At 28.5% G+C, this 22,993-nt stretch carries 14 protein-coding genes; 10 read left to right on the top strand and 4 right to left on the bottom strand.

The features are described from left to right. Positions 1-85 precede the first annotated feature (85 nt). From ACRDBA_RS00260 to ACRDBA_RS00245, 4 genes are all read left to right on the top strand, one after another. Entirely contained in the window at positions 86-1,309 is a 1,224-nt protein-coding gene (locus ACRDBA_RS00260; protein ID WP_438570946.1) for a hypothetical protein, read from the top strand. Between the two features lie 66 nt (positions 1,310-1,375). Continuing rightward, the gene (locus ACRDBA_RS00255; protein WP_438570945.1) at positions 1,376-1,897 is read left to right on the top strand and encodes a signal peptidase I; all 522 of its coding nucleotides are present in this window, start codon (positions 1,376-1,378) and stop codon (positions 1,895-1,897) included. A 126-nt stretch (positions 1,898-2,023) separates the two neighbouring features. Continuing rightward, entirely contained in the window at positions 2,024-10,531 is an 8,508-nt protein-coding gene (locus ACRDBA_RS00250; RefSeq protein WP_438570944.1) for a GH36-type glycosyl hydrolase domain-containing protein, read from the top strand. Between the two features lie 324 nt (positions 10,532-10,855). Beyond that, complete coding sequence (locus tag ACRDBA_RS00245) at positions 10,856-11,656, top strand: HAD family hydrolase (protein WP_438570943.1); 801 nt, start codon at positions 10,856-10,858, stop codon at positions 11,654-11,656. Positions 11,657-11,737: 81 nt separating this feature from the next. Here the strand turns inward: ACRDBA_RS00245 and ACRDBA_RS00240 are convergent, their stop codons facing one another. The 3 genes from ACRDBA_RS00240 to ACRDBA_RS00230 form a co-directional block, all read right to left on the bottom strand. Continuing rightward, positions 11,738-11,887 carry a hypothetical protein gene (locus tag ACRDBA_RS00240; protein WP_438570942.1) on the bottom strand — a complete coding sequence of 50 codons (150 nt, stop codon included), beginning with the start codon at positions 11,885-11,887 and terminating at the stop codon, positions 11,738-11,740. Positions 11,888-12,094: 207 nt separating this feature from the next. Then, the gene (locus ACRDBA_RS00235) at positions 12,095-12,253 is read right to left on the bottom strand and encodes a hypothetical protein (RefSeq protein ID WP_438570941.1); all 159 of its coding nucleotides are present in this window, start codon (positions 12,251-12,253) and stop codon (positions 12,095-12,097) included. A 536-nt stretch (positions 12,254-12,789) separates the two neighbouring features. After that, the gene (locus ACRDBA_RS00230) at positions 12,790-13,005 is read right to left on the bottom strand and encodes a hypothetical protein (RefSeq protein WP_438570940.1); all 216 of its coding nucleotides are present in this window, start codon (positions 13,003-13,005) and stop codon (positions 12,790-12,792) included. Between the two features lie 383 nt (positions 13,006-13,388). Between ACRDBA_RS00230 and ACRDBA_RS00225 the strand changes: the two genes are divergently transcribed. After that, positions 13,389-16,058 carry a metallophosphoesterase gene (locus ACRDBA_RS00225; RefSeq protein WP_438570939.1) on the top strand — a complete coding sequence of 890 codons (2,670 nt, stop codon included), beginning with the start codon at positions 13,389-13,391 and terminating at the stop codon, positions 16,056-16,058. A gap of 67 nt (positions 16,059-16,125) precedes the next feature. On the opposite strand, the gene ACRDBA_RS00220 is transcribed toward ACRDBA_RS00225, so the two are convergent. Then, on the bottom strand, positions 16,126-16,314 hold the full coding sequence (locus ACRDBA_RS00220) for a ferredoxin (RefSeq protein WP_438570938.1): 189 nt from the start codon (positions 16,312-16,314) through the stop codon (positions 16,126-16,128). A gap of 373 nt (positions 16,315-16,687) precedes the next feature. On the opposite strand from ACRDBA_RS00220, the gene ACRDBA_RS00215 reads away from it, so the two are divergent. The 5 genes from ACRDBA_RS00215 (at position 16,688) to ACRDBA_RS00195 (ending at position 22,960) form a co-directional block, all read left to right on the top strand. Next, positions 16,688-17,590, top strand: a complete 903-nt coding sequence (locus ACRDBA_RS00215; RefSeq protein WP_438570937.1) for a cation diffusion facilitator family transporter — start codon at positions 16,688-16,690, stop codon at positions 17,588-17,590. A 248-nt stretch (positions 17,591-17,838) separates the two neighbouring features. Next, positions 17,839-18,675: a BglG family transcription antiterminator LicT gene (gene licT, locus ACRDBA_RS00210; protein WP_438570936.1), complete on the top strand. Its 837-nt coding sequence runs from the start codon at positions 17,839-17,841 to the stop codon at positions 18,673-18,675. A 195-nt stretch (positions 18,676-18,870) separates the two neighbouring features. Next, positions 18,871-20,745 carry a beta-glucoside-specific PTS transporter subunit IIABC gene (locus ACRDBA_RS00205; protein ID WP_438570935.1) on the top strand — a complete coding sequence of 625 codons (1,875 nt, stop codon included), beginning with the start codon at positions 18,871-18,873 and terminating at the stop codon, positions 20,743-20,745. A gap of 98 nt (positions 20,746-20,843) precedes the next feature. Then, positions 20,844-22,283, top strand: coding sequence for a 6-phospho-beta-glucosidase (locus ACRDBA_RS00200; protein ID WP_438570934.1), 1,440 nt, complete (start codon positions 20,844-20,846; stop codon positions 22,281-22,283). A gap of 20 nt (positions 22,284-22,303) precedes the next feature. After that, complete coding sequence (locus ACRDBA_RS00195; RefSeq protein WP_438570933.1) at positions 22,304-22,960, top strand: YczE/YyaS/YitT family protein; 657 nt, start codon at positions 22,304-22,306, stop codon at positions 22,958-22,960. The last annotated feature ends 33 nt before the right edge of the window (positions 22,961-22,993 follow it).

Here is a 22,993-nt window from a genome sequence, read left to right as displayed (position 1 = left end):
TATTCAAATACGGAAATTAATTTTGATATTGTTATAAATGCAGATCAGATTAATTCTCCAGAGCAATAGGTAGGGGGTAAGGGAAATGATAAAAAATAAAAAAGTATATGCATTATTATTAAGTTTATCAATAGCTTGCGCAGGTACCTATTCAAGTTATGCTTACTTTACTTCTCAAAGCATAGAGTCAGGAAATAAGATTTCAATTGGCCAGTTAGAGGCTGAAGAAGGAGTTCAAGAGTTAGTAGAGGCTAGTATAAAGGATAATGTTTTAGAGCTTAAGTTTAGTAAAAGATTATTTTTCCAAAGTGAAAATATTATAGAAGGTATATCAGGAGATAGTGATATTACAGAAAATATAGAAGTATCTATGAATGGAAATAGTCTTTTTATAAAGAAACTTGATGGAGATTGGACATTACCTAAAAATAAAGAAGAAAAAAACTTACCAAAAATATCAATAGAAAATTTTGAAGATAGATTTGGTAATAAGATAAATCCACAAGACATCTATTTATATGAAGGAAATGAGTTTGAGTTAACTGGAAGTGTAGGATACATAGTATCTAACAAAGGAAGTATTACAGATGCTGAAATATTATCTACATCAATTCCAGGAGTTAGTGCAATACAAGGTGTATTTGCAAATTCACAATTAAACTTCATAAATTCAGAAGATGATATTGTGACTATGAATATTGATGTTCAAAGCAAGGCAGAAACAGAAGAATTTGCTAATGGAAAAATGATTAAATTAATACCTACTTATGGAACTGATGCTTATTCAGAATGGGTAGGAGATACATTAGAAGTTTATCTTTGTTATGATGTTGAGTACACAGAAGCTGATATTCAAAGAATAGTTGATGAAGTTATTAATATAGACATTAATTTATTAAGAAGCCATGAATTTGGAATAACAAAGGTTAATGTTAAGTTTGATGATAACACTAAATTACTAAAACCAACTATGGAAACTGAAGAATCAGTATGCGTACTTGGAGGGGCTAAGAATACTATAGCAGGAAAAAATACAAGAGGAAGTATTTCTATAAACAGTATAGCTAACACTACAGGAAGGTTTAAAGTTAAGATTTCTGACTCTGAAGGTATAATTGCTGAAGAAACATTCTTATCAATTAAGGATGAAACACAAAAGCAACTTATGACTAAGATATCTTCAACTGTATTAAGTAAATTTGATACTAAGAAATATATGATAGCGTTAAAGGATGGAGGCACAAGATTAGATATTACATCTAAGAGTGCAATAAATACTGGATTAACTATAGAAATAGAAAAATTATAATTTAAATATTAGTGAAGTAAAATAAATATATTTTGCTTCACTTTGCTTTATTAGTGAGGGACAGAGATGAATGATACAATAAGGAAAATAGGTAAAGTTTTATATTATGTAGTTGTTGTATTTGTAATATTGTTAATGCTTAATAATATTATTGTTAGATCGGATAATATATACAATATTGTGGGCTTTAGATCATATACAGTATTAACAGGTAGTATGGAACCTGATATTATGCCGGGAGATTTAGTAATAGTAAAATCTGTAGATAGTGAAGAATTAAAAGTAAATGATGTGATTACATTTAACTATGAGGGGGATAGAGTAACTCATAGAATAGTAGAAGAAACAGAAAAAGGATTTGTTACAAAGGGTGATAATAACAATGTTGAGGATAGAGAAGTAGTTCCTTCAAGCAATGTTATAGGAAAGGTAGTAACTGTTTTACCTAAGGTAGGATTTGTTATTGCATTTTTATCTAAGCCAATTGTGATGTTTGTATCATTAATATTATTAGCTTTATTAGTATTAAAGGAGACCTTCTTTGATAGTGATGAAGATAAAAAAGAAAAAGAGGAAATATCTAAATGATTTTATCATTAGGGGATATTTCCTCTTTTTTATGTTCAAATATATCATAATTATGTATAAGAGAGTAAAATAAAAAATTTTGGGAATAATAACCTCATATTATTAATAATAGAGAGAGGTATAGTTATGAAAGATAATAATTCAGCTAATTGTAGAAAATCAGTAATATCAGAACTAAATAATGCTTTCAAAGGGATATTATATAATCATAAATACCTAAATAAATTAATAAAACAGGGGGAAGAGGTTATTGGATGTGGCGCCTGGCTATTAGATAATATTTATTTAATAGAAAAGGAATATAAGGCTATTAAATTTAACTTGCCAGAAAGTTATTTTGACAATTTACCAATATCTAATAATGATGAATGTGTACCTAGAATATATGAGTTAGCTAAAAAATATGTAAATGATAATAGATGCATAATAAAAGAAGAGGAAATAATTAACTTTATAAAGGGAAAAAGCATTAACTTTACTATTGGAGAGCTATGGGCATTTCCCTTAATGATAAGAATAGCATTAATAATAGAATTAGCGAAAACAACAAGTGATATGGTAGTACTGCAAAAGCAAAGGGCTGGTGCTAGAGACTTTGCAGATGTTGTGGTTAATGCATATAATCATGGAAAGCTAGATAAGTTAATGACTAAGCTACAAACTGAGTATCCTCTTCATGTTAAGGTTGAAGAAGAAGTTAAAGATAACAAATATTTAGGTGATTCTAAGATTCTTCATGATGGCTTATTTTCAGCTGAATTTATAGAAAAGTTCTTTAGAATATTAAAGGACAATTCTATTGAAGATGAAAGAATTTATAATTTTGTATTAGAAAGATCAGATGGAGGAAACGATGTAACTCTAGATGAAAAAATAAAGAGAGAGCATATTCAAGAAGGAATAATTGAAACTTACTTAGGGAGTACAATTACTTCTTTAAGAATAATAGACTCAATAAACTGGAAAAATTATTTTAATAATACATCAAAGGTAGAGCATTTATTAAATAAGGATCCAATGAAAACTTATTCTAATATGGATTTTAAAACTAAGGATTACTATAGGCATAAGGTAGAAAGGTTAGCAAGAATAGTAAATGTTTCAGAAGAGGAAATAGTAGCTAGAGTTTTAGAATTATCTAATAGATATTTAAATAATGAAAGGGAATTATTTAAAAGCCATGTTGGATATTATCTTATAGATGATGGAGTAAATGAGTTATTAAAAAGTTTTTCCATTAAAGAAAAAATAACTAATAAAATGAGTACAGGAAGGTTTATAGGAACTATAACTTCTATAACATTATTAAGTTCATTAGGTGTATTAATTCTTATGTATTTAATAGGAGTAAACTTTAATGTAGCTCAATATATAATAGCATTTTTAATTATGATAATTCCGGCTAGTGAAATAACTATAGCATTATTTAATTGGAACACATCAAAGGTAGTTTCACCAGCATATATTCCAAAGATGGATTATTCTAAGGGAATACCTAAGCAGGAGCAAACTATAGTAGTTATTCCAACACTATTATCATCAGTAAAAAGAACAAAGGAGCTAATAGAACATTTAGAATTATATTATTTAGCAAATAAAGATGAAAATATATATTTTGCTTTACTTGGTGACTTTAAGGATAGCAAAAATGAAAAGGAAGAAAAGGATGAAGAAATAAATAATGTAGCATTAGAAGAAGTTGAAAAATTAAATAAAAAATATTTTAATAATAAAAATGAGCATTTCTTCTTTTTAAATAGAAAAAGACTATTTAATAAGAAAGAAAAAATATATATGGGGTATGAGAGAAAACGTGGAAAGCTTATGGAGTTCATGGCTTTGTTAAAGGGAGAAAAAAATACTACATATAATGTAATAAGTAGTGGATTTGAACATTTAAAACCTGCAAAATACATAATAACTTTAGATAGTGATACTATATTGCCTTTAGGAGTAGCTAAAAAAATGATAGAAGCTATGGGGCATATATTAAATAGACCGTATAAAGAAAATGGAAGAGTAGTTAGAGGATATGGAATAATGCAGCCAAAGGTAGGTGTAAACCTAGAGGATAAGCATAAAACATATTTTTCAAAGATATTTGCAGGTGAAGCAGGAGTTGATGGATATTCAATAGCTTCATCAGATACATATCAAGATTTATTTGGAGAAGGTATTTTTACTGGAAAGGGAATTTTAGAAATAGATACTTTTTATAATACTTTAAAGGATGAAATACCTGATAATACTATATTATCACATGACTTATTAGAAGGTTCATATGCAAGATGTGCCTTGTTAACAGATGTAGAAGTAATAGATGGTTATCCATCTTATTATGCATCTAGTTGTCAAAGGTTACATAGATGGGTAAGAGGAGATTGGCAAACGTTGCCGTGGTTATTCTCATCAAAGCTTAGTGCACTTTCAAGATGGAAGATATTCGATAATCTTAGAAGAAGCTTATTAGCACCAAGTCTATTAATTGGATTAATGCTTACTTTAACAGCATTAAGGGGAGCAGGGCAAGTAACTATATTATTATTTTTAGCTGTAATAATACCATTAGTATTTACTGTTACAGATTTTGTTGTAACCCCTAAAAATAGATTAATGGGTACCTTTAAAAGCTTTAAGCAAATAGTTTTAATACTTAGCTTTATTCCTTATCAAGCTTATTTAATGCTTGATGCAATAATAAGGACATTATTTAGATTAACTATATCAAGAAAGAGTTTACTTCAATGGCAAACGGCTGAAGATGCTGAAAAATCAGTTGTTAATACATTAGGTGGTTATTATAAGAGGATGTGGATTTCTCCAGTAGTATCAATATTAATATTAGTATTTTTATTAAGAAATTCATCATTAATAGCTGCTACAAATTTAGTGTTAGTAGTACTTTGGTTTATAGCACCTGTATTGGCATATAAGATATCTACAGTAGATAAAGAAGAGAGAGATTATATAGAAGAGGATGATTTAGAGTTTTTAAGAGGGGCTAGTAGAAGGATATGGGCATATTATGAGGATTTTGTAAATGAAGAAAATAACTATTTAGCTCCCGATAATTATCAAGAAAAACCTTTTAAAGGAGTGGCTCATAGAACATCACCTACTAATATAGGAATGGGATTAATAACTAACTTAATAGCTTATGATCTTGGATATTTAACTATGGGAGACGTTCTTAATAGATTGGAGCTTATTTTAGAGGGAATGAATGGATTAGAAAAATATCATGGTCATTATTTGAACTGGTATGATACTAAGACACAAATGCCTCTGTGGCCTAGGTATATTTCCACAGTTGATAGTGGAAACTTGTTAGGTTATTTGTGGATAATAAAAGATATGTTGGAAGGTTTCGGGGATAAACCATTAATAAGAATAAATGAAGTATTAGCAATAAGAGATACTTATAAATTAATTAGTAAGGATGATGGCTTAGAGCTTGAAAATAACCTTCCTGATGAAATAGAAATAAATGAATATAGGGAGTTATTACAAAGTGAGATTTTAAGAGTAAAAGAACTTTTTAATAATATTAAGAAAGATAATAAGGAAGAGTCAAATAAGGGATATTGGTTAAATAAAGCTAAGGATGAATTAGAATTTAAGATAGATTTTTATGATTATATTTTTGATGGAATAGAAGAAATACTAAGTGATAAGCTTGGAGAAGAAAAAAATCTAACACTTAATGGGCTTTTAGAATTCTTAAGAAGTATAAAGAGCTTAGCTGATGAAAATAAAAGGAATGTAGTAGGGAAAAAGCTTAATCACTTAGAAGAATTTAATTTAAGAATAAAGAAAGCTTCAGAAACTATTAAAAGTATAATGGATGAAATGGATTTTAAGGTTCTTTATGTTAAGGAAAGAGGTTTATTTTCTATAGGATATAACTTAGAGGAAAATTCTTTAGGAAGCTCTTATTATGACTTAATGGCTTCAGAAGCAAGGGCAACATCATTTTTAGCTATAGCTAGAGGTGAAGTTCCTAAAGAGCATTGGTATAACTTAAGTAGAAATATGACTAAGGCATTTGGAAATAAAAGCTTAGTTTCTTGGAGCGGAACTATGTTTGAATATTTTATGCCGTATCAAATAATGAAAAATTTTGATAAAACCCTTTTAGATTTGACTTATTCTTCAGTAATAAAATCTCAAAGGGATTATGCAGAAAAAAAAGGGGTTCCGTGGGGAATTTCAGAATCTGCATTTTATGAGTTTGATATAGATAAAAATTATCAATATAGAGCATTTGGTGTACCTGGAGTAGGATTAAAAAGAGGATTAGAAGATGAATTAGTAGTTTCACCATATTCTACACTTATGGCACTACCATATGATAGAGAAGCTTCAATAAGTAATTTGAAAAGATTAGAAAAAATAGGGGCAACAGGTAGGTATGGTTATATAGAAGCTATAGACTATACAAAGTCTAGAGTTAAAACAGATGGTGAAGATGAAGAAGTAAGATGTTATATGGTTCATCATCTTGGAATGTCATTAATGGCATTAGATAATGTTTTAAATGAAAATATATTACAAGAAAGATTTCATAATATACCAGAAATAAAGGCTGTTGAAATATTACTAAAGGAAAAAATACCTCAAAATATTACATTTGAAAGAGAAGTTGATATTAATACACATAAGGTAACTGTAGAAAGAGAAAAGTTTATTCCAAGAATAATAGATGGATGGAAGAGAGAAAATCCAGAAGTATTATTATTATCAAATGGTAGTTACTCAACAATGATTACTCAAACAGGAAGTGGCTATTCTAAAAAGGATGATATGACTGTATATAGATGGAAGGGTGATAGTACATCAGATTCAACAGGAATGTTCTTTTATATAAAAAATGTAGAAAGCAATAAATATTGGAGTGCTACATATGAGCCATGTAAGGTAGAAGCTAGTGATTATAAGGTAGAATTTACTTTAGATAGTGGAATATTTAAAAGAATAGATGAAAAGATAGAAACTACTTCAGAAGTAATAATTTCAGCAGAAGATGATGTAGAAATAAGAAAATTAACTATTAAAAATCTAGGTGAAGGGGAAGCATTAATAGATATAACAAGTTATTTAGAAGTAACGCTTCAATCCTTTGAAGGAGATGCTGTTCATCCTAGCTTTTCAAATTTATTTATTAGCACAGAATATGATGAAGCTTCACAGAGCTTAATAGGTAATAGAAGAGCAAGAGCAAAGGGAGGAAAAACTCCACATATAATACATACTTTATTAGTAAATGGTGAAGAAAAGCCTAGTATTTCTTATGATACATCAAGGATTAGTTTTATAGGAAGAGATAGAGATTTAAAATCACCAAAGGCGATGGATAAGGGAGAATCTCTAGAAAACACTATAGGAATAGTTTTAGACCCTATTATGAGTTTAAGAACGAGGATAAAGGTTAATGGAGGAGAAGAAAGAGAAGTTTATTATATTACAGCAGTAGGTGATTCAAAAAGTGAAGTTTTAGCCTTAGCTGATAGATATAAGGCCATTAATAAAATACAAAGCTCCATTGAATCATATAATCATTCTAGTCAATTAGAATTAAAGTATATGGGAATAAAATCTGCACAAGCAAACTTATATCAAAAGCTATCTTCTTATATATTATTTTTACATAGTGGTAGAAGGGATAGAGAAGATTATATAAAAAATATTAATATGAACCAAGAAAATTTATGGGCTTATGGTATATCAGGTGATTTGCCTATAGTTATGCTTTTAATTAAAAATGATGATGACATAGATTTATTAAGACAAATAATAAATATGCATTATTATTGGAGAATTAAGGGGATAAAGGCTGACCTTGTAATATATAATGAAGAAGAAGTTTCCTATGATGAGCCATTACAAAAAAGCATAGGAGAATCTATTAGAAATTCATTATCAAGAGATTACCTTAATAAGCCAGGTGGAATTTTTATTCACAATAAGTCAACTATGGGTGAAGATGTTAAAAACTTCTTAGTTGGTATAGCTAAATTCTATATAGATTCATCTAATGGAACTTTAATAAATCAAATAAAGGAAACAGAAGTAAGGGAAGAAATAAGTTACATTAGACATAAGGAGCTATCAGGAGCGAAGCTTGGTAGAACAATAAATTATGGTGATGAAAAAATATTTGACCATAAAGATAAAATGTTAAAATATGATTCAAAAAAGAATACTTCAGAGAAAAGTAGGCATAATGAAAGAAGTAACAGAGATTTTGAAAAGGAAAAGCTAGACTTCTTTAATGGATATGGAGGCTTTAGAGAAAGTGATAATAGTTATGTAATAAGGTTAGATAATTATGAAAGCACTCCAGCACCGTGGATCAATGTTATTTCAAATGAGGATTTTGGCTTCCATATATCTGAGGTGGGATCATCTTATACTTGGTGTGGGAATAGTAGAGAAAATAAGATAACACCTTGGAGTAATGACTGGGTAATGGACCCTGTAGGAGAAGCTTTTTATGTTAGGGATAATAGTACTGGTGACTACTTTAGTATAACTCCTAAGCCTGTAAGGGATGATGGAGAATATATTATAGAGCATAGCTTTGGTTACTCTACATTTAAACATACTGCATATGACATTCGTGGAGAACTTAAAGCATTTTGTCCTAAAAAGGAAAAAGTAAAGCTTTATAAGGTATCATTAGAAAATTTATCATCTGAAGAAAAAGAATTATCCTTATTCTACTATGCTCAGTTAGTATTAGGAGTACATAGTTATAGTAATGCTAAGAATATTAGCACATATATTGAGAATGATTACATTTGGGGGCAAAATCCTTATTCAAAATACTTTGGTATGCTAAAAGCTTATTTATCTATTCAGGGTGGAGAAGGGCAAAGTTTCACTGGAGATAGAAAAGAGTTTATAGGAATTGGAGAAGATTTAGCTCATCCATATGCATTAAAGTTAGATAGCTTTTCAAATAATTCAGGCGGGGTACTTGATCCTTGCTTGGCATCAATGACAAAGATAAAACTAAGTCCAGGGGAAAAGAAGGATATTGTAGTTTTATTAGGTCAAGAAGAAAATAAGGAATTAATAAAAGAAAAAGTAGAAAAGTATAAAAATATAAAAGAAGTAGATAAAGCCTTAGACAATGTTAAGGCGTATTGGTCAAATTTCCTGGGAAATATACAAGTAAAGACACCAGATAAGTCTATGGATTATTTATTAAATGGTTGGTTGATGTATCAAACATTAGGCTGTAGATATCTTTCAAGAACAGCATTTTATCAATCAGGAGGAGCTTATGGTTTTAGAGACCAGCTTCAAGATTCAATGTCTATAGGAATGTTAAATTCAAAAGTTACTAGAGATCAAATTTTAAGAAGTGCTTCAAGACAATATATTGAAGGTGATGTTCAGCATTGGTGGCATCCAGTTGTTAATTCAGGAATAAGAACTAGGTTTTCTGATGATTTACTTTGGTTACCGTATGTTGTTATAGAATATATAAACTTAACAGGGGATTATGGGGTTTTATCTGAAAAGGTACCTTATTTAGAAGATAGCCCTTTAAATCCAGGTGAAGATGAAAGATATACAATAGTGAATAACGTAACTAAGGAAGAAAGTATTTATATGCATTGTATTAGAGCCATTGAAAGAGGGTTAAAGTTTGGGCAGCATAATATACCTCTTATGGGTAGTGGTGACTGGAATGATGGAATGAGTACTGTTGGAAATGAGGGCCGAGGAGAAAGTGTGTGGCTTGGTTGGTTCTTATATAAGATATTGGATGGCTTTAATGAAATTTGTGATTATATGAAGGATGATGAGAAAAAGAAGAGGTACATAAAATTCCAAGAATTTATTAGAGAAAACTTAGAAGAAAATGCTTGGGATGGAGATTGGTATAGAAGAGCTTACTTTGATGATGGAACTCCATTAGGTTCCAGAGTAAATGATGAATGTAAGATAGATTCATTAGCTCAATCTTGGTCTATAATATCTGGTGCTGGAGATAAGGCCAGGGAAAAGGAAGCTATGGCTTCAGTAGATAAGTATTTAGTAGATAAAGATAAGGGAATTATTAAATTACTTTCACCACCATTTGATAAATCTAACTTAGAACCAGGATACATAAAGGGGTATGTAGCTGGTGTTAGAGAAAATGGCGGTCAATATACACATGCTGCTGTATGGGTTATTCTAGCCTTAACTAAATTAGGTTTAGAAGATAAGGCAGTAAAGTATTATAATATGATAAATCCAATAAACCATTCTTCAACAGAAATTTCAGCAAGGAATTATAAAGTTGAGCCTTATGTAATGGCAGCTGATGTTTACTTGAAAGATCCACATGGAGGAAGAGGTGGCTGGAGTTGGTACACTGGAGCTTCAGGTTGGATGTATAAGGTTGGAATAGAAAATATTATTGGATTAAAGATAGTTAATGGAAAAGGATATAAGATTGAGCCTTGTATACCAGAAGATTGGAATGAATACGAAATAAAAATAAATAACGAAAAAGAAAAATATAATATTAGAGTGATAAGAGGAAAAGAAAAGGGAATTACTATTAATGGGAAGAAGATAGAGGGAGATATGATTCCTAAAGATAGTGGAGAGTTAGAAATAGTTGTGATTATTTAAGTAATTATTTTATAGACTTATGTATAAAATCACTGCAACTTGTGACTATGGTAAGTTTATAATATATGATTATCTTAAAAATAGTTTATTCTTTATGTTTTGTAGTTTAAATCTACACTATCAATGCAAAGAGGCATTGATAGTGTAGATTTTTATTTTTTATAAGGTTAAATTTAGCACGTGATTTTATCATTATAGGAAGTCAGGGTAAAGATAGTATATTTATATTATTAATTTTTAGAAGATTGTAAAAATAAAGTATATATAGTAAACTACAATCAAGTAAATAGGAATAAATGATAATTAACAATGGAGGAAGAGAATATGAAAAATTACAAGGGTGTAGTATTTTTTGATGTAGATGGAACTTTAATAGATTGCTTTAAAGGAATAAAATCTCCTAGTGATAAAACTAAGGAAGCTATTAATAAATTAAAGGAAAATGGATATTTAACTATGTTAGCAACAGGTAGACCAAAGAGTTGTATAGATAGTGGAATAGTAGATTTAGGTCTTCATGGTTATATAGCATGTAATGGATCTTATGCTGATTTAGATGAAGAAGTTTTATTTGATTACAATATAGAAAATAATAAGTTAAATGAAATCTTAACTTTATTAGAAGAAAATAATATAGATTACTTATTAGAAGGAAAAGAAAAAAGTTATATATCTAGCTATGATGCTAAAGAGTTAATGGATTTACTTAGCCAAGCTAATATTTCTAAGGATTCAATTACAGATACATGGGACAAGTCAAATGTAAGATGTAATAAAATAATAGGTCATTTAAATAATGAAGAAGTTTATAGGGATATTATAGAAAAATATGAAGGTGATTTTGCATTTATGGTTCACCCATCAAGAATATCTTTTGAAATGTATGTAAGTGCATATACTAAGGGTTATGGTGTTGAACAACTAATAGAAAAGTTAGATATAGATAGAGAAAATACATATGCCTTTGGAGATGGTGAAAATGATATAGAAATGTTCCAAGCTGTAAAACATGGAATAGCTATGGGTGATTACCATGACAGATTAAAGGAACATGCATATGACTTTACTCACAATGTTGAAAATGAAGGAATTTATGAAGGTTTAAAAAAGCTAGGATTAATATAAAAAATAACAAAGGTGTTTCGTATTGAAACACCTTTAACTATAAGAATAAAAATTTAAAAGCTATATTAGGAAAAAAATCAGTTATCTCCAAGATTCTTTCCTATTTAGAAGATTATGTTCACAGTAATTAGTTCCAACATAGTTTAAGTTACTTCTATCAGGATATCTTTCATTAAAATAATATCCAAAGGACTTAATATTATTTTTTGTTTTTTTTGAAAAACTGAGCATAGAGAAAACCTCCTATAGGCTGTTCTTTTTAAAGGAAACTCCCTCTACAGTGTAGAAGGAGTAAATTAGCCTAACTAAATATAATATTTATAGGCTTATTTAAATTGTAATTAACGATACAACAAGATACTGATATTTTTAGTAAATGTAAATTTAATAATTATTTAGTAAGTAAGTTAAAGTGTCACAAAGGAACACTTTATTTAATTAATATAGTTGATTTGACTTAGATTTTCTAGATATTTGTTGTTTAGATGAATAGTTGTAAAAAGATGTTGATATATTAGTTGAGTTTACTGGGGTTGCAAATCTTTTTCCAACAGAAGGGGTAATTCCATCTGTTCTATTTTTTTTATTATTAGACATTTCAAATCACTCCTTACAAATATTTAGATATAAGTCTTAAATTAAGGTTTAAGTGTACAGTGTCCTATTTGAAAAAAATTTCTTCACCTAAATACGTCCGAACTTTTGTTATTTTAGTAATTAGCTTTTTAATAAATAGGTATAGCATTAATATACTTATTTAAGCACAAATAGAAAAACTCGAACTAAATCTATTTAAATATGCTTAAGGGTATATTACCTATTAAAGTTCATGAAAATAGCAATTCTGTTTAATTACTAGAGATAAAATTTTTTGTAAGGTAAAGATGTGAATTTTAAAACCTAAAAGATTTTTCATCTACACCAATTGCCGTACGTAAGCTTAACTCATTTTCAATAGATTAAAATACACTACTATTATAGTATTTTGTTTTTAATCTCAAACTTGTTAGCTTAAAAATTATGGACTCTAATTAAAACAAAATACTAAAAAATTATATAGAATTATCAATAGAAATAAGTGTTAATTTACGTTTTCCATGCTATATATTTTGATTCATACAAGGCTTTGTGGATTACTCTTGAGAATTAACATTTAAATCTTTATCCACATCCGTACGTTCTGTGTAATCAAATTCAGCATTTACAATATTATTTACTACAATAGGATCTTCTATTGGGTTTGGTAATTTAGTGGCTCCACTACATTTACCATGACTAACCAAAGAATGTGCTTCTGGTTTATATCCAGTTCTTACATTTGGTAAATAAGGTTTATGTTGGTCGCTCATCTTTAATCCCTCCTTACAGTAGTATTATTTGAAATATATTAATTTTAATTCATAGTATTATCTTCTAAAAAAGGTATCATTAAATATTTTCATTTCTAAGCAAAATAAAAAGCAACTTCAGGGGGTGAAGTTGCTTTTTTGATTTAAATAGGAGAATTGAGATTTTTATCTATATAAAAAAATGATAATTGCTTCTTATATCTTTATTATGGACAACTATAATTTTTTTAAACATAATAAAAAATATTTTTTCAAAATTATTTACTAAATTTTACAAAGTTATAAAGGGAATCCAATAATTAATTAACACAAAAAGGTTATCTTATAGATGAATAGTTTTATTTCATAAAAAATTAATAATAGAGAATTTTTAAGGGGGCAATATGGTCAAAAGATTAAAAAAGATAAAAGGGTTAATAAGCATGGCACTTATTTTAAGTGTAGTAACATCAATAACACCTGTTAAGGTAATGGCACTAACAGAAGTCGGAGCAAAGGGCAATGGAGAATTAGTTTTTGCAGTAATAAGTGACTTACAGCTAAATACTGAAAATAGCTCTTATGGAAACAAGTTTAAAAATGCCTTAGAAATAATTAATAGAGAGGCTCCAGATTCAGATGCATTAATAATTGCAGGTGATTTAACTGATAATGGGTATATAAGTCAGTATAATGCTTTTAATTCTATTTATGAAAAGTACGGAAATAAGGATTCTAAGCTTTTAACAGTTATGGGAAATCATGATTATTGGAATGGGTTAACACCAAAAATGGCTCAAGAAAGATTTAAGGAGCAAGTAGGTACAGATTTACAAACTCATGAAGTCGTTGAAGGATATCACTTTATTCAAGTAAGTACGGAAGGTTCATCAACTCATGGTGATTTTTCATCAAATCTTGTTAATTGGTTAAAAGCAGAATTAGATAAAGCTGTAGCTGATGGAGGAGATAAACCTATATTTTTAACTGTACATCAGCACATAAAGGGGACTGTTTATGGAAGTGATGATTGGGGCAATGATGCATTATATGATGTATTAAAGGATTATCCACAAGTAATAACATTCTCAGGACATTCACATTATCCAATGAATGATGAAAGATCTATACATCAAAGAGACTTTACCAGTATAGGAACTTCAGCTATTAGCTACACAGAGCTTGAGCCTGGAAAAATAAATGGAAGTGTTCCACCTAATGCATCAGATTTTAGTCAAGGTATGATTTTAAGAGTTAGTGAAGACAAGGTAGATATAGAAAGATTAGATTTTCATAATGATGAAGTTATAAAGGAAAATTGGACTGTAGAATTACCTTCTTCAAAAGAAAACTTTAAATATACTGATGAAAGAAGCGAAGAGAGAAATAAACCATTTTTTAGAGCTGACGCTAATATTACTGCTTCAAATATAAATGAAGATTCAGCTAGTATTACATTTGATCAAGGAGAACATGAGGATTTTGTTCATTCATATAAAATTGATGCTGTGAATAAATCTACAGGAGCTGTGGAAAAAAGTGTATTAGCTTTTTCAGAGTTTTACTTTGGGTCTAATATGCCTAATAGTTTAAGCTTTAAAATAGATGGATTAAAAAGTAATACTGAATATGACTTAAATGTTTATGCTATTGAATCATTTGGAAAGGTAAGTGAAGATTACTTATCAACACCTATAAAGACTTTAAGCTTAGATATTGATGAAACTGTGGAAAAACCTAGAGCAGATGTGTTTAACTTTGACTTTTTAAGCAAAAGTTTAGTGGACAAAACGGAAAGCGGAGTAAATGCTGAAATAAAAGGTGACGTAAAAGTCGAGTATGATAGTGAAATAAATCAAGATGTAGTTAAATTAAGTGGGAAAAATAATAACTATGTTAAGGTTCCTTTTGGTGAAGAACAAAAAAATAAGGTAACAGAGCAGTTTTCTTTAGAAACTGTATTCAAAATGAATACTATAAAAAATCAAGGTATTTTAATGAATACAGAATCAGGTGGTATAGGATTTGAATCAACATCAAATGGGACTGTTGAAATATGGGCTCATATAGGAGGTTCATATAAAAGAGTAGGAGTTAAGTTAGAAAAGGATAAATATTATCATCTTTTAGCATCATATAATGGAAGTTCATTAGATTTATACTTAGATGGTGAAAAGGTAGCTTCAGCAGCGGCAACAGGAAGCGTTTATCATCCTAATGTTCACTTTGCTGTGGGGGGAGACCCAAGTTCAAGTGGGGCAGGTATAGTTTTAGATGGAAACATAGCTTTAGCAAGATTATATAGCAAGGGTGTAAATATAAGTGAAGTAGCTAAGTTATATTCTGAATTTGATAATAGAAGAAATCTAGAACAAGTAGATTCTTTATTAGAAAAAGTTGAGACTTTAAAGGCAGAATTATTAGCTAAGCCAGAAATAGTATTACCTATTGAAGAAAAGCTATATAGTGAATTAGAAATAGCTATAAATAATGGTATTAATTTATATAATAAAATAGATTTAAGCTTAGAAGAAGTAGTAGCCTATGACCAATCATCAAGTAACATATTAAATAAACTAGAGGATGTAAAGAACAAAAGTTTATATGTTAGTAGCTTAATAGATAGTGCTGAAGCTGAAATTGAATCTATAAATGGATTTAATGATGAAAAGGCAAAATTACAATTAGTAATAAATGAAGCTAGAGACATAATTATAAGCGATGATTTAAGCATAGAAGATTTAAGTGGAGTAATTTTAAGTTTAGAAGAAGCTATAACTAAATTTAAAGATTCTCTAATTATAAATCCAGACAAGGTTAAAAATTTAAGAGTAGATGAAATAACTAATAATAGTGCAACTATATCTTGGATGAAACCATCAAATGTGAATGGATTAGTAGCTTATGACTTATATATGGATGGAAAACTAATAGATAGTGTATCTATTGATAGTAATAGTTATGTTATAAATGAATTAAAAAGAAATACTATATATGGAGTTAAGGTTATAGCTAGATACGTAAATGAACAAGTATCTAAACCTATGTCTATAAATATAAGAACTAAAAAATAATTTGATTTAGGTTAAAAATAATAACGTAGTAGAAAAAATTTCTACTACGTTATTATTTTTATAAGGATTATGATAGAGATATAGCGCTTACTGGACATCCATCTCTTGCTTCTTGAGCATTAGATATTTGGCTTTCAGGAATTTCACCATCGATAGCTACAGATTTTCCATCACTATCCATATGAAATACATCAGGACAAGTTTTTGTGCATAATCTACAACCTACACAAATGTTTTTATCAACTATAGCTTGCATGAGGCACCTCCAACAATAAATAATTTTCAAGTTTTAATGTCAACAAAAGATAATTTTCCACAAAAAATGAAATCTTATACCTATTTAGAAAGAGATAAAATAAAAACACAGCAAAGAAAAAAGAATGATTTTAAATAAAATGATTATAAATTTTAGATGGATTTATCCTAATTAAGGTAAAAAAATGTGAAAAATCATTAAAGTGAGTATTAATACATTGAATTTTAGGTACATTTATGCTTTTTCTATATTATTCCTAAATGGAAATTAACATATTAATTGAAATTATTAAGTATTAAAGTGAGTTACAAATAGTTTTTAAAAATTATATCATAGTAGTATAAGAAATCGGAAGAAATAAAAGAGGTGTAAAATGAAAACGGCAAGTAAGCTATTAAAGCTATCAGCAATGGGAGGACTATTCTTTGCGCTTTTAGGCATAGGATGGGGATTATTTATAGATTCAGCAATGATAATGTTTGATGGATTATATTCATTAATCAGCTTATTTTTATCAATGCTATCATTATTTATATTAAACTTCATAAATAAGAATGACAAAGTAAATTTCCCATTTGGAAAGGCAGCCCTAAGCCCAATTGTTGTAGCATTTAAATCAATAGTATTAATAATTATGTGTTCAATATCATTAATAAATGCAATAACTACAATACTTATAGGGGGAAATGCAGTAGATACTGGATTTGCATTAAGTTATTCAATAATATCAGTTGTAGGATGTAGTTTTATTTACTTATATATGAGAAAAAAAGGACAAAAGCTAAATTCAGAAATATTAAAGGCAGAAAGTACTCAATGGCTAATGGATACATTATTAAGCGTTGGAGTATTAGTAGGATTTTTAGTTTCTTTAGCAATTAAGAATACAAGTTTAAGTTACTTAACAATTTATATAGATCCTATGATGGTTATTATTACATCATTAATATTCTTAAAGGTTCCAATTACAGCATTAATTAAATCTTTTAAAGAAATAATATTAGTTAAAGCAAATGATGAAATTAATAACGATATATACTTAATAGTTAAGGATATAGAAAAAGAATATAACTTTGAAGATTCAATAACTAGAGTAAGTAAAATAGGTGGATTATTAAGAATAGAGATAGACTTTGTATTTAATGGACAATCTAAATTAGATACTTTAGAAGAAATGGATACAGTAAGAGAAAAGATAGATAAGGAAACTAAGCATATTAAATATGAAAAATGGTTAAATGTTTCATTTACAGGAAATAGAAAATGGGTTATTTAATTTACTGAACATAGAAAATACCGTTGACAATGTTTACATTAGATGTTAAAGTATAAATAAGTAAAAACGGATTATCCATTTTGGATTGTAACTGGATAGGCAGGCAAAACCCAAATTGATAGCAAGTATTTTATAGGGATAGGGTATCTCTATATATATTTGATATTAGTTTAGGGTTTTTTTTGCATTCTTTTTACAAAATATATTATTAGTACTTATAAGTTCAGTTTAAGTAAGGAGTTAAAATCATGATAATACATAAGGTATTGAATAATAATGTTGTAACTATAATAGATGAAAACAATAAAGAAGCTGTGGTTATGGGGAGAGGAATATCATTTCAAAAGAAAAAGGGAGATGAAATTAATGAAGAGATTATTGATAAAATATTTATTTTAAACAACAAATCAATTAATGAAAAACTTCTTAATCTGATAAATGATATACCAGTAGATTATTTAGAAATATCTGAAGAAATAATAAATTATGCTGAAGTAAAATTAGATACTAAGTTAAATGAAAATATATATTTAACACTTACAGATCATATTAATTTTTCAGTAAATAGACATAAAAATAATATGCCAATAAAAAATACAATGCTTTGGGATATTAAAAGATTACATAAAGAGCAATTTAAGATAGGTCTTAAGGCTTTAGAGATAATAAAAGACAGGCTTAATATAGAGTTACCAGAAGATGAAGCTGCATCAATTGCAATGCATATTTTAAATGGAGAACTAAATGGAGACATGCCTGAAATAGTAGATATGATAAATTTAATAGAAGAAATACTTAAAATAGTTCAATATCATTTTAATATTGAATTTGACGAAGAATCTATTAATTATTATAGATTTATAACACATTTAAAATTCTTTGCACAAAGATTAATGAATGGAAGATATTACGAAGATGAAGAAAATGATTTATATGAGATGATAAAAGTTAAATATCCAAATTCTAATAAATGTGTGGAAAGAATTTGTTCATTAGTAGAAAAAAGATATAAAAATAAATTAACTAAAGAAGAAAAACTTTATTTAATGATACACACAGCTCGTGTGGTTAGAGAAGGCAATTAATAATAAGTAAAGTAACATAAATTTTAATATATATGTAACTATTCAATTTAAGGAGGTGATGTGCTGGATAATTTGAATTATAACCAGAAGTAATCATAGGATTGTGACTAGTTCGGCTAGGCAAAACCTTAATTCTTCAAATCTTAATATTAATTAGTAGAAATAATGAAAAGATTGAAAGAGAGGAATTAAGCTATGAATTATGAAAATTTAGCAAAAAGTATTTTAAATTATGTTGGAGAAGAAGGTAATGTTGAACATGTAACTCATTGTGCAACAAGACTAAGATTCAACTTAAAGGATGTATCAAAAGTAAACCAAGAGAAGTTAAAACAAACAAAAGGTGTTATGGGAGTTGTAAATAGTAATGGGCAATTCCAAATAATTATTGGAAGCGATGTAGCTAATGTATATAAGAAGCTAATGGAATTAGGGTCATTCCAAAAGAGTAATGATGGAAATACTGAAAAGAGTAAAAAAGGAATATCTAGTATATTTGAAATAATTTCAGGTATATTTACACCAATATTACAACCACTTGCAGCAGCAGGTATGTTAAAAGCTGTATTAGTAATTGCAACGACATTTGGTTGGTTAACAAAAGATAGTCAAACTTACTATATATTTAACTTTGTAAGTGATTCATTATTTTTCTTCTTCCCAGTAATATTAGGGTACACATCAGCAGTAAAATTTAAGGCTAATCCATATATGGGGATGTTGATAGGTGGAATGCTTATTCATCCAAGTTTTAGTGCTTTAGTGTCAGCCGGTGAGTCAGTAACATTATTAGGACTACCAATAAAGCTAATAAACTACTCATCAACAGTAGTGCCAATAATTTTAATAGTTTGGATAATGTCATATGTAGAAGCATTTGCAGATAAAATATCACCAAAACCAATTAAATTTTTCTCAAAACCTTTAATTACAATGTTAGTTATGACACCGATAGCCTTTAGTGCTTTAGGGCCAATAGGTTCTTTCTTAGGAGATGGATTATCAAAGGTTATAGATACAATAAATGGAGTAGCACCATGGTCAATACCAATGATTGTAGGAGCAACTTCACCATTATTAGTAATGGTAGGTATGCATTATGCATTAATACCTATGGGAATTAACGGAATAGCTTTAAATGGGTATGAAAATATTGTAGGTCCAGGTATGCTTGTGTCAAATATAGCTCAAGGGGCATCAACATTAGCAGTAGCAGCAAAAACAAAGAATAAAGATTTAAAACAGTTAGCAGGATCAGCAGGATTAACAGCTGTTTTAGGTATTACTGAGCCAGCTATGTATGGTGTTACAATGAGACTTAAAAAACCACTTATTTCAATAATGATTAGTGGGGGAATAGCTGGGGCATATGCAGGGTTTACAGGAGTAGTTCGTTACGCATCAGGTTCACCAGGAATTGCATCACTACCTATTTTTATGGGAGATAATCCTATGAATATAATTCATACAATTATAGCTCTTGCAATAGCATTTGTATCAGCTTTTATTTTAACTTGGATTATAGGATTTGAAGAGCCTAGTAATGAAGAGCAAACTGTTGAAGTAGATGAAGTAGTAGAAGAAGAAGTTGAAGAAAAAAGTATAGAACCCTTAAATAAAAAGATAATTATAGCAAGTCCAGCTAATGGAAAAGTAGTTCAATTAAAAGATGTAAATGATGAAACTTTTGCAGGTGAATTTATGGGAAAAGGAATTGCAATAAATCCAAGTGAAGGAAAGATAGTATCTCCTGTAAATGGAAAAGTGCAAATGATATTTAACACAAAGCATGCAATTGGATTAACTTCTGAAGATGGAACTGAAATTTTAATTCATATTGGTATTGATACAGTACAGTTAAATGGTAAATACTTTAAGTCATACGTAGAATCAGGAGATGAAATTAATGTAGGAGATACATTAGTTGAATTTGATATGGATGCAATTAAAAAAGAAGGTTATGATTTAATAACTCCAGTAATAGTTACAAATACAAACGATTATTTAGAAGTATTACCAAAGGAAATAGAAGAGGTTAATGCAGGGAATACAGTATTAACAATTATATAAATATAAAGTAAGTTGTTTGGTATTTTAGACAACTTACTTTATAAATTAAATTTAAATAAAAAATAGAGTTAAATTTACTAAAGTACGGAGGTATGGTTATGAATAATGGTTTAAATAAATTTCCAAAGGGATTTTTATGGGGAGGAGCATTAGCTGCTAACCAATGTGAAGGAGCATATAATGAAGGTGGAAAGGGATTAACTACTGTAGATATTTGTCCAGCAGGGAAAAATAGACTAAGTGTAATGAAAGGAAATGTGCCATCATTATCACCTTTAGAGGATGAATATTATCCATCACATGAATCAATAGATTTTTATCACAAATTTAGAGAAGACATAGCATTATTTGCAGAAATGGGATTTAAATGTTTAAGAGTTTCAGTTGCATGGGCTAGAATATTTCCACAAGGAGATGAACTAGAGGCAAATGAAGAAGGATTAAAATTCTATGATGAGTTATTTGATGAATTATTAAAATATGGTATAGAGCCAGTAGTTACAATTTGTCATTTTGATACACCAATTGGTGTAATAGAAAAATTCGGTGGTTGGAAAAGTAGAAAGTTAATAGAATGCTATGAAAGATATGCAAGGGTATTATTCACAAGATATAAGGGTAAAGTTAAGTATTGGATGACATTTAATGAAATAAATATGTTACTACATCTTCCTTTTATGGGTGCAGGGATAACTATTGAGGATGGAGAAGATGAGTTACAAGTTAAATATGAAGCAGCTCATAATGAACTTATAGCAAGTGCTTTAGCAGTAAAGGCAGCTCATGAAATAGATCCAAATAATATGGTTGGATGCATGTTAGCAGCGGCATCATATTATCCATATTCATGTAATCCAAATGATGTTCAGAAGGCAAGGGAAAAGGATAGAGACACTTATTTCTTTATAGATGTACAGTCAAGAGGAGCTTATCCAGGTTATGCAAAGAGATTTTTTGTTGAAAATAACATAGATATAAAAATGGAACCTGGAGATGAAGAAATTTTAAAGAATAATACAGTAGATTTTTTAGGATTTAGTTATTATTCAAGTAGATGTACTAGCACAGATCCAGAAATATTAAATGGTATGACTTCAGGAAACGCATTTAAATCTGTAAGAAATCCACATTTAAGAGTTTCAGAGTGGGGATGGCAAATAGATCCATTAGGATTAAGAATAACATGTAATGATTTATATGATAGATATCAAAAGCCTTTATTTATTGTAGAAAATGGATTAGGTGCAAATGATGTAATTGAAGATGATGGGTCAATAAATGATGACTATAGAATAGAATATATGAGTGCACATTTAAAAGAAGCAAAGGAAGCAATAGCAGATGGAGTTGAACTAATAGGATATACATCATGGGGGCCAATAGATATAGTATCAGCATCAACAGGTGAAATGAAAAAACGTTATGGATTTATATATGTAGATAAAGATAATGAAGGAAATGGTACATTAGAAAGACGTAAAAAGAAGAGTTTTAACTGGTATCAAAATGTTATAAAAACAAATGGAGAAGAACTATAATTAATTTAAGAAGAGAAAAGATGAAAAAGTGTAATAAATATATCATTTATTTATTAGGAATATTCTTTTTATCATTAGGTTCAGTATTAGCTATAAAATCAAATTTAGGTGTTTCTTCAGTAAGTGCATTAGCTCTTAATTTGAGTTTAATTACATCATTTAATATCGGGACCTTATCTACATGTGTTTTTACAGTTTATGTAATACTTCAAATAATAATATTAAAAAAAGATTTTAAATTAATTCAATTAACACAAATTTTAGTAGCTATATTATTTGGTAGATTAGTTGATATATTAAATGTATCTATTAATTTTAATATAGAAAATATATGGGCTAGAATAATACTTTTAATAGTAGCTTTATTTATTACATCCTTTGGTATTTTATGTACAATAACTGTAAATATTATACCTATGCCACCAGAGGGATTAATAAAAGTAATATCATCAAAAACAGGAATAGAATTTGGGAAAATAAAAGTATATTTCGATTGTACCGTAGTTGGAATAGCTTTAATTGTTACTTTAATTAGTGGTATTGGATTAGGGGGAATAGGGTTAGGAACATTTTTATCTATGATTTTAGTTGGAAAAATATTATCATACATGAATATTTATATAAGAGATGGCATAGAAAGAATTATATTTGATTCAAATAAACTTAATTTTGAATAAAAAGGTAGATGGGGAAATTTAAACTGATTTCTA

Source organism: Clostridium sp. (genome assembly GCF_051654825.1).
Lineage (GTDB): Bacteria > Bacillota > Clostridia > Clostridiales > Clostridiaceae > Clostridium.
Note: the sequence above shows the minus strand (reverse complement) of the source record. Positions and strands in the feature narration are given on the sequence as shown.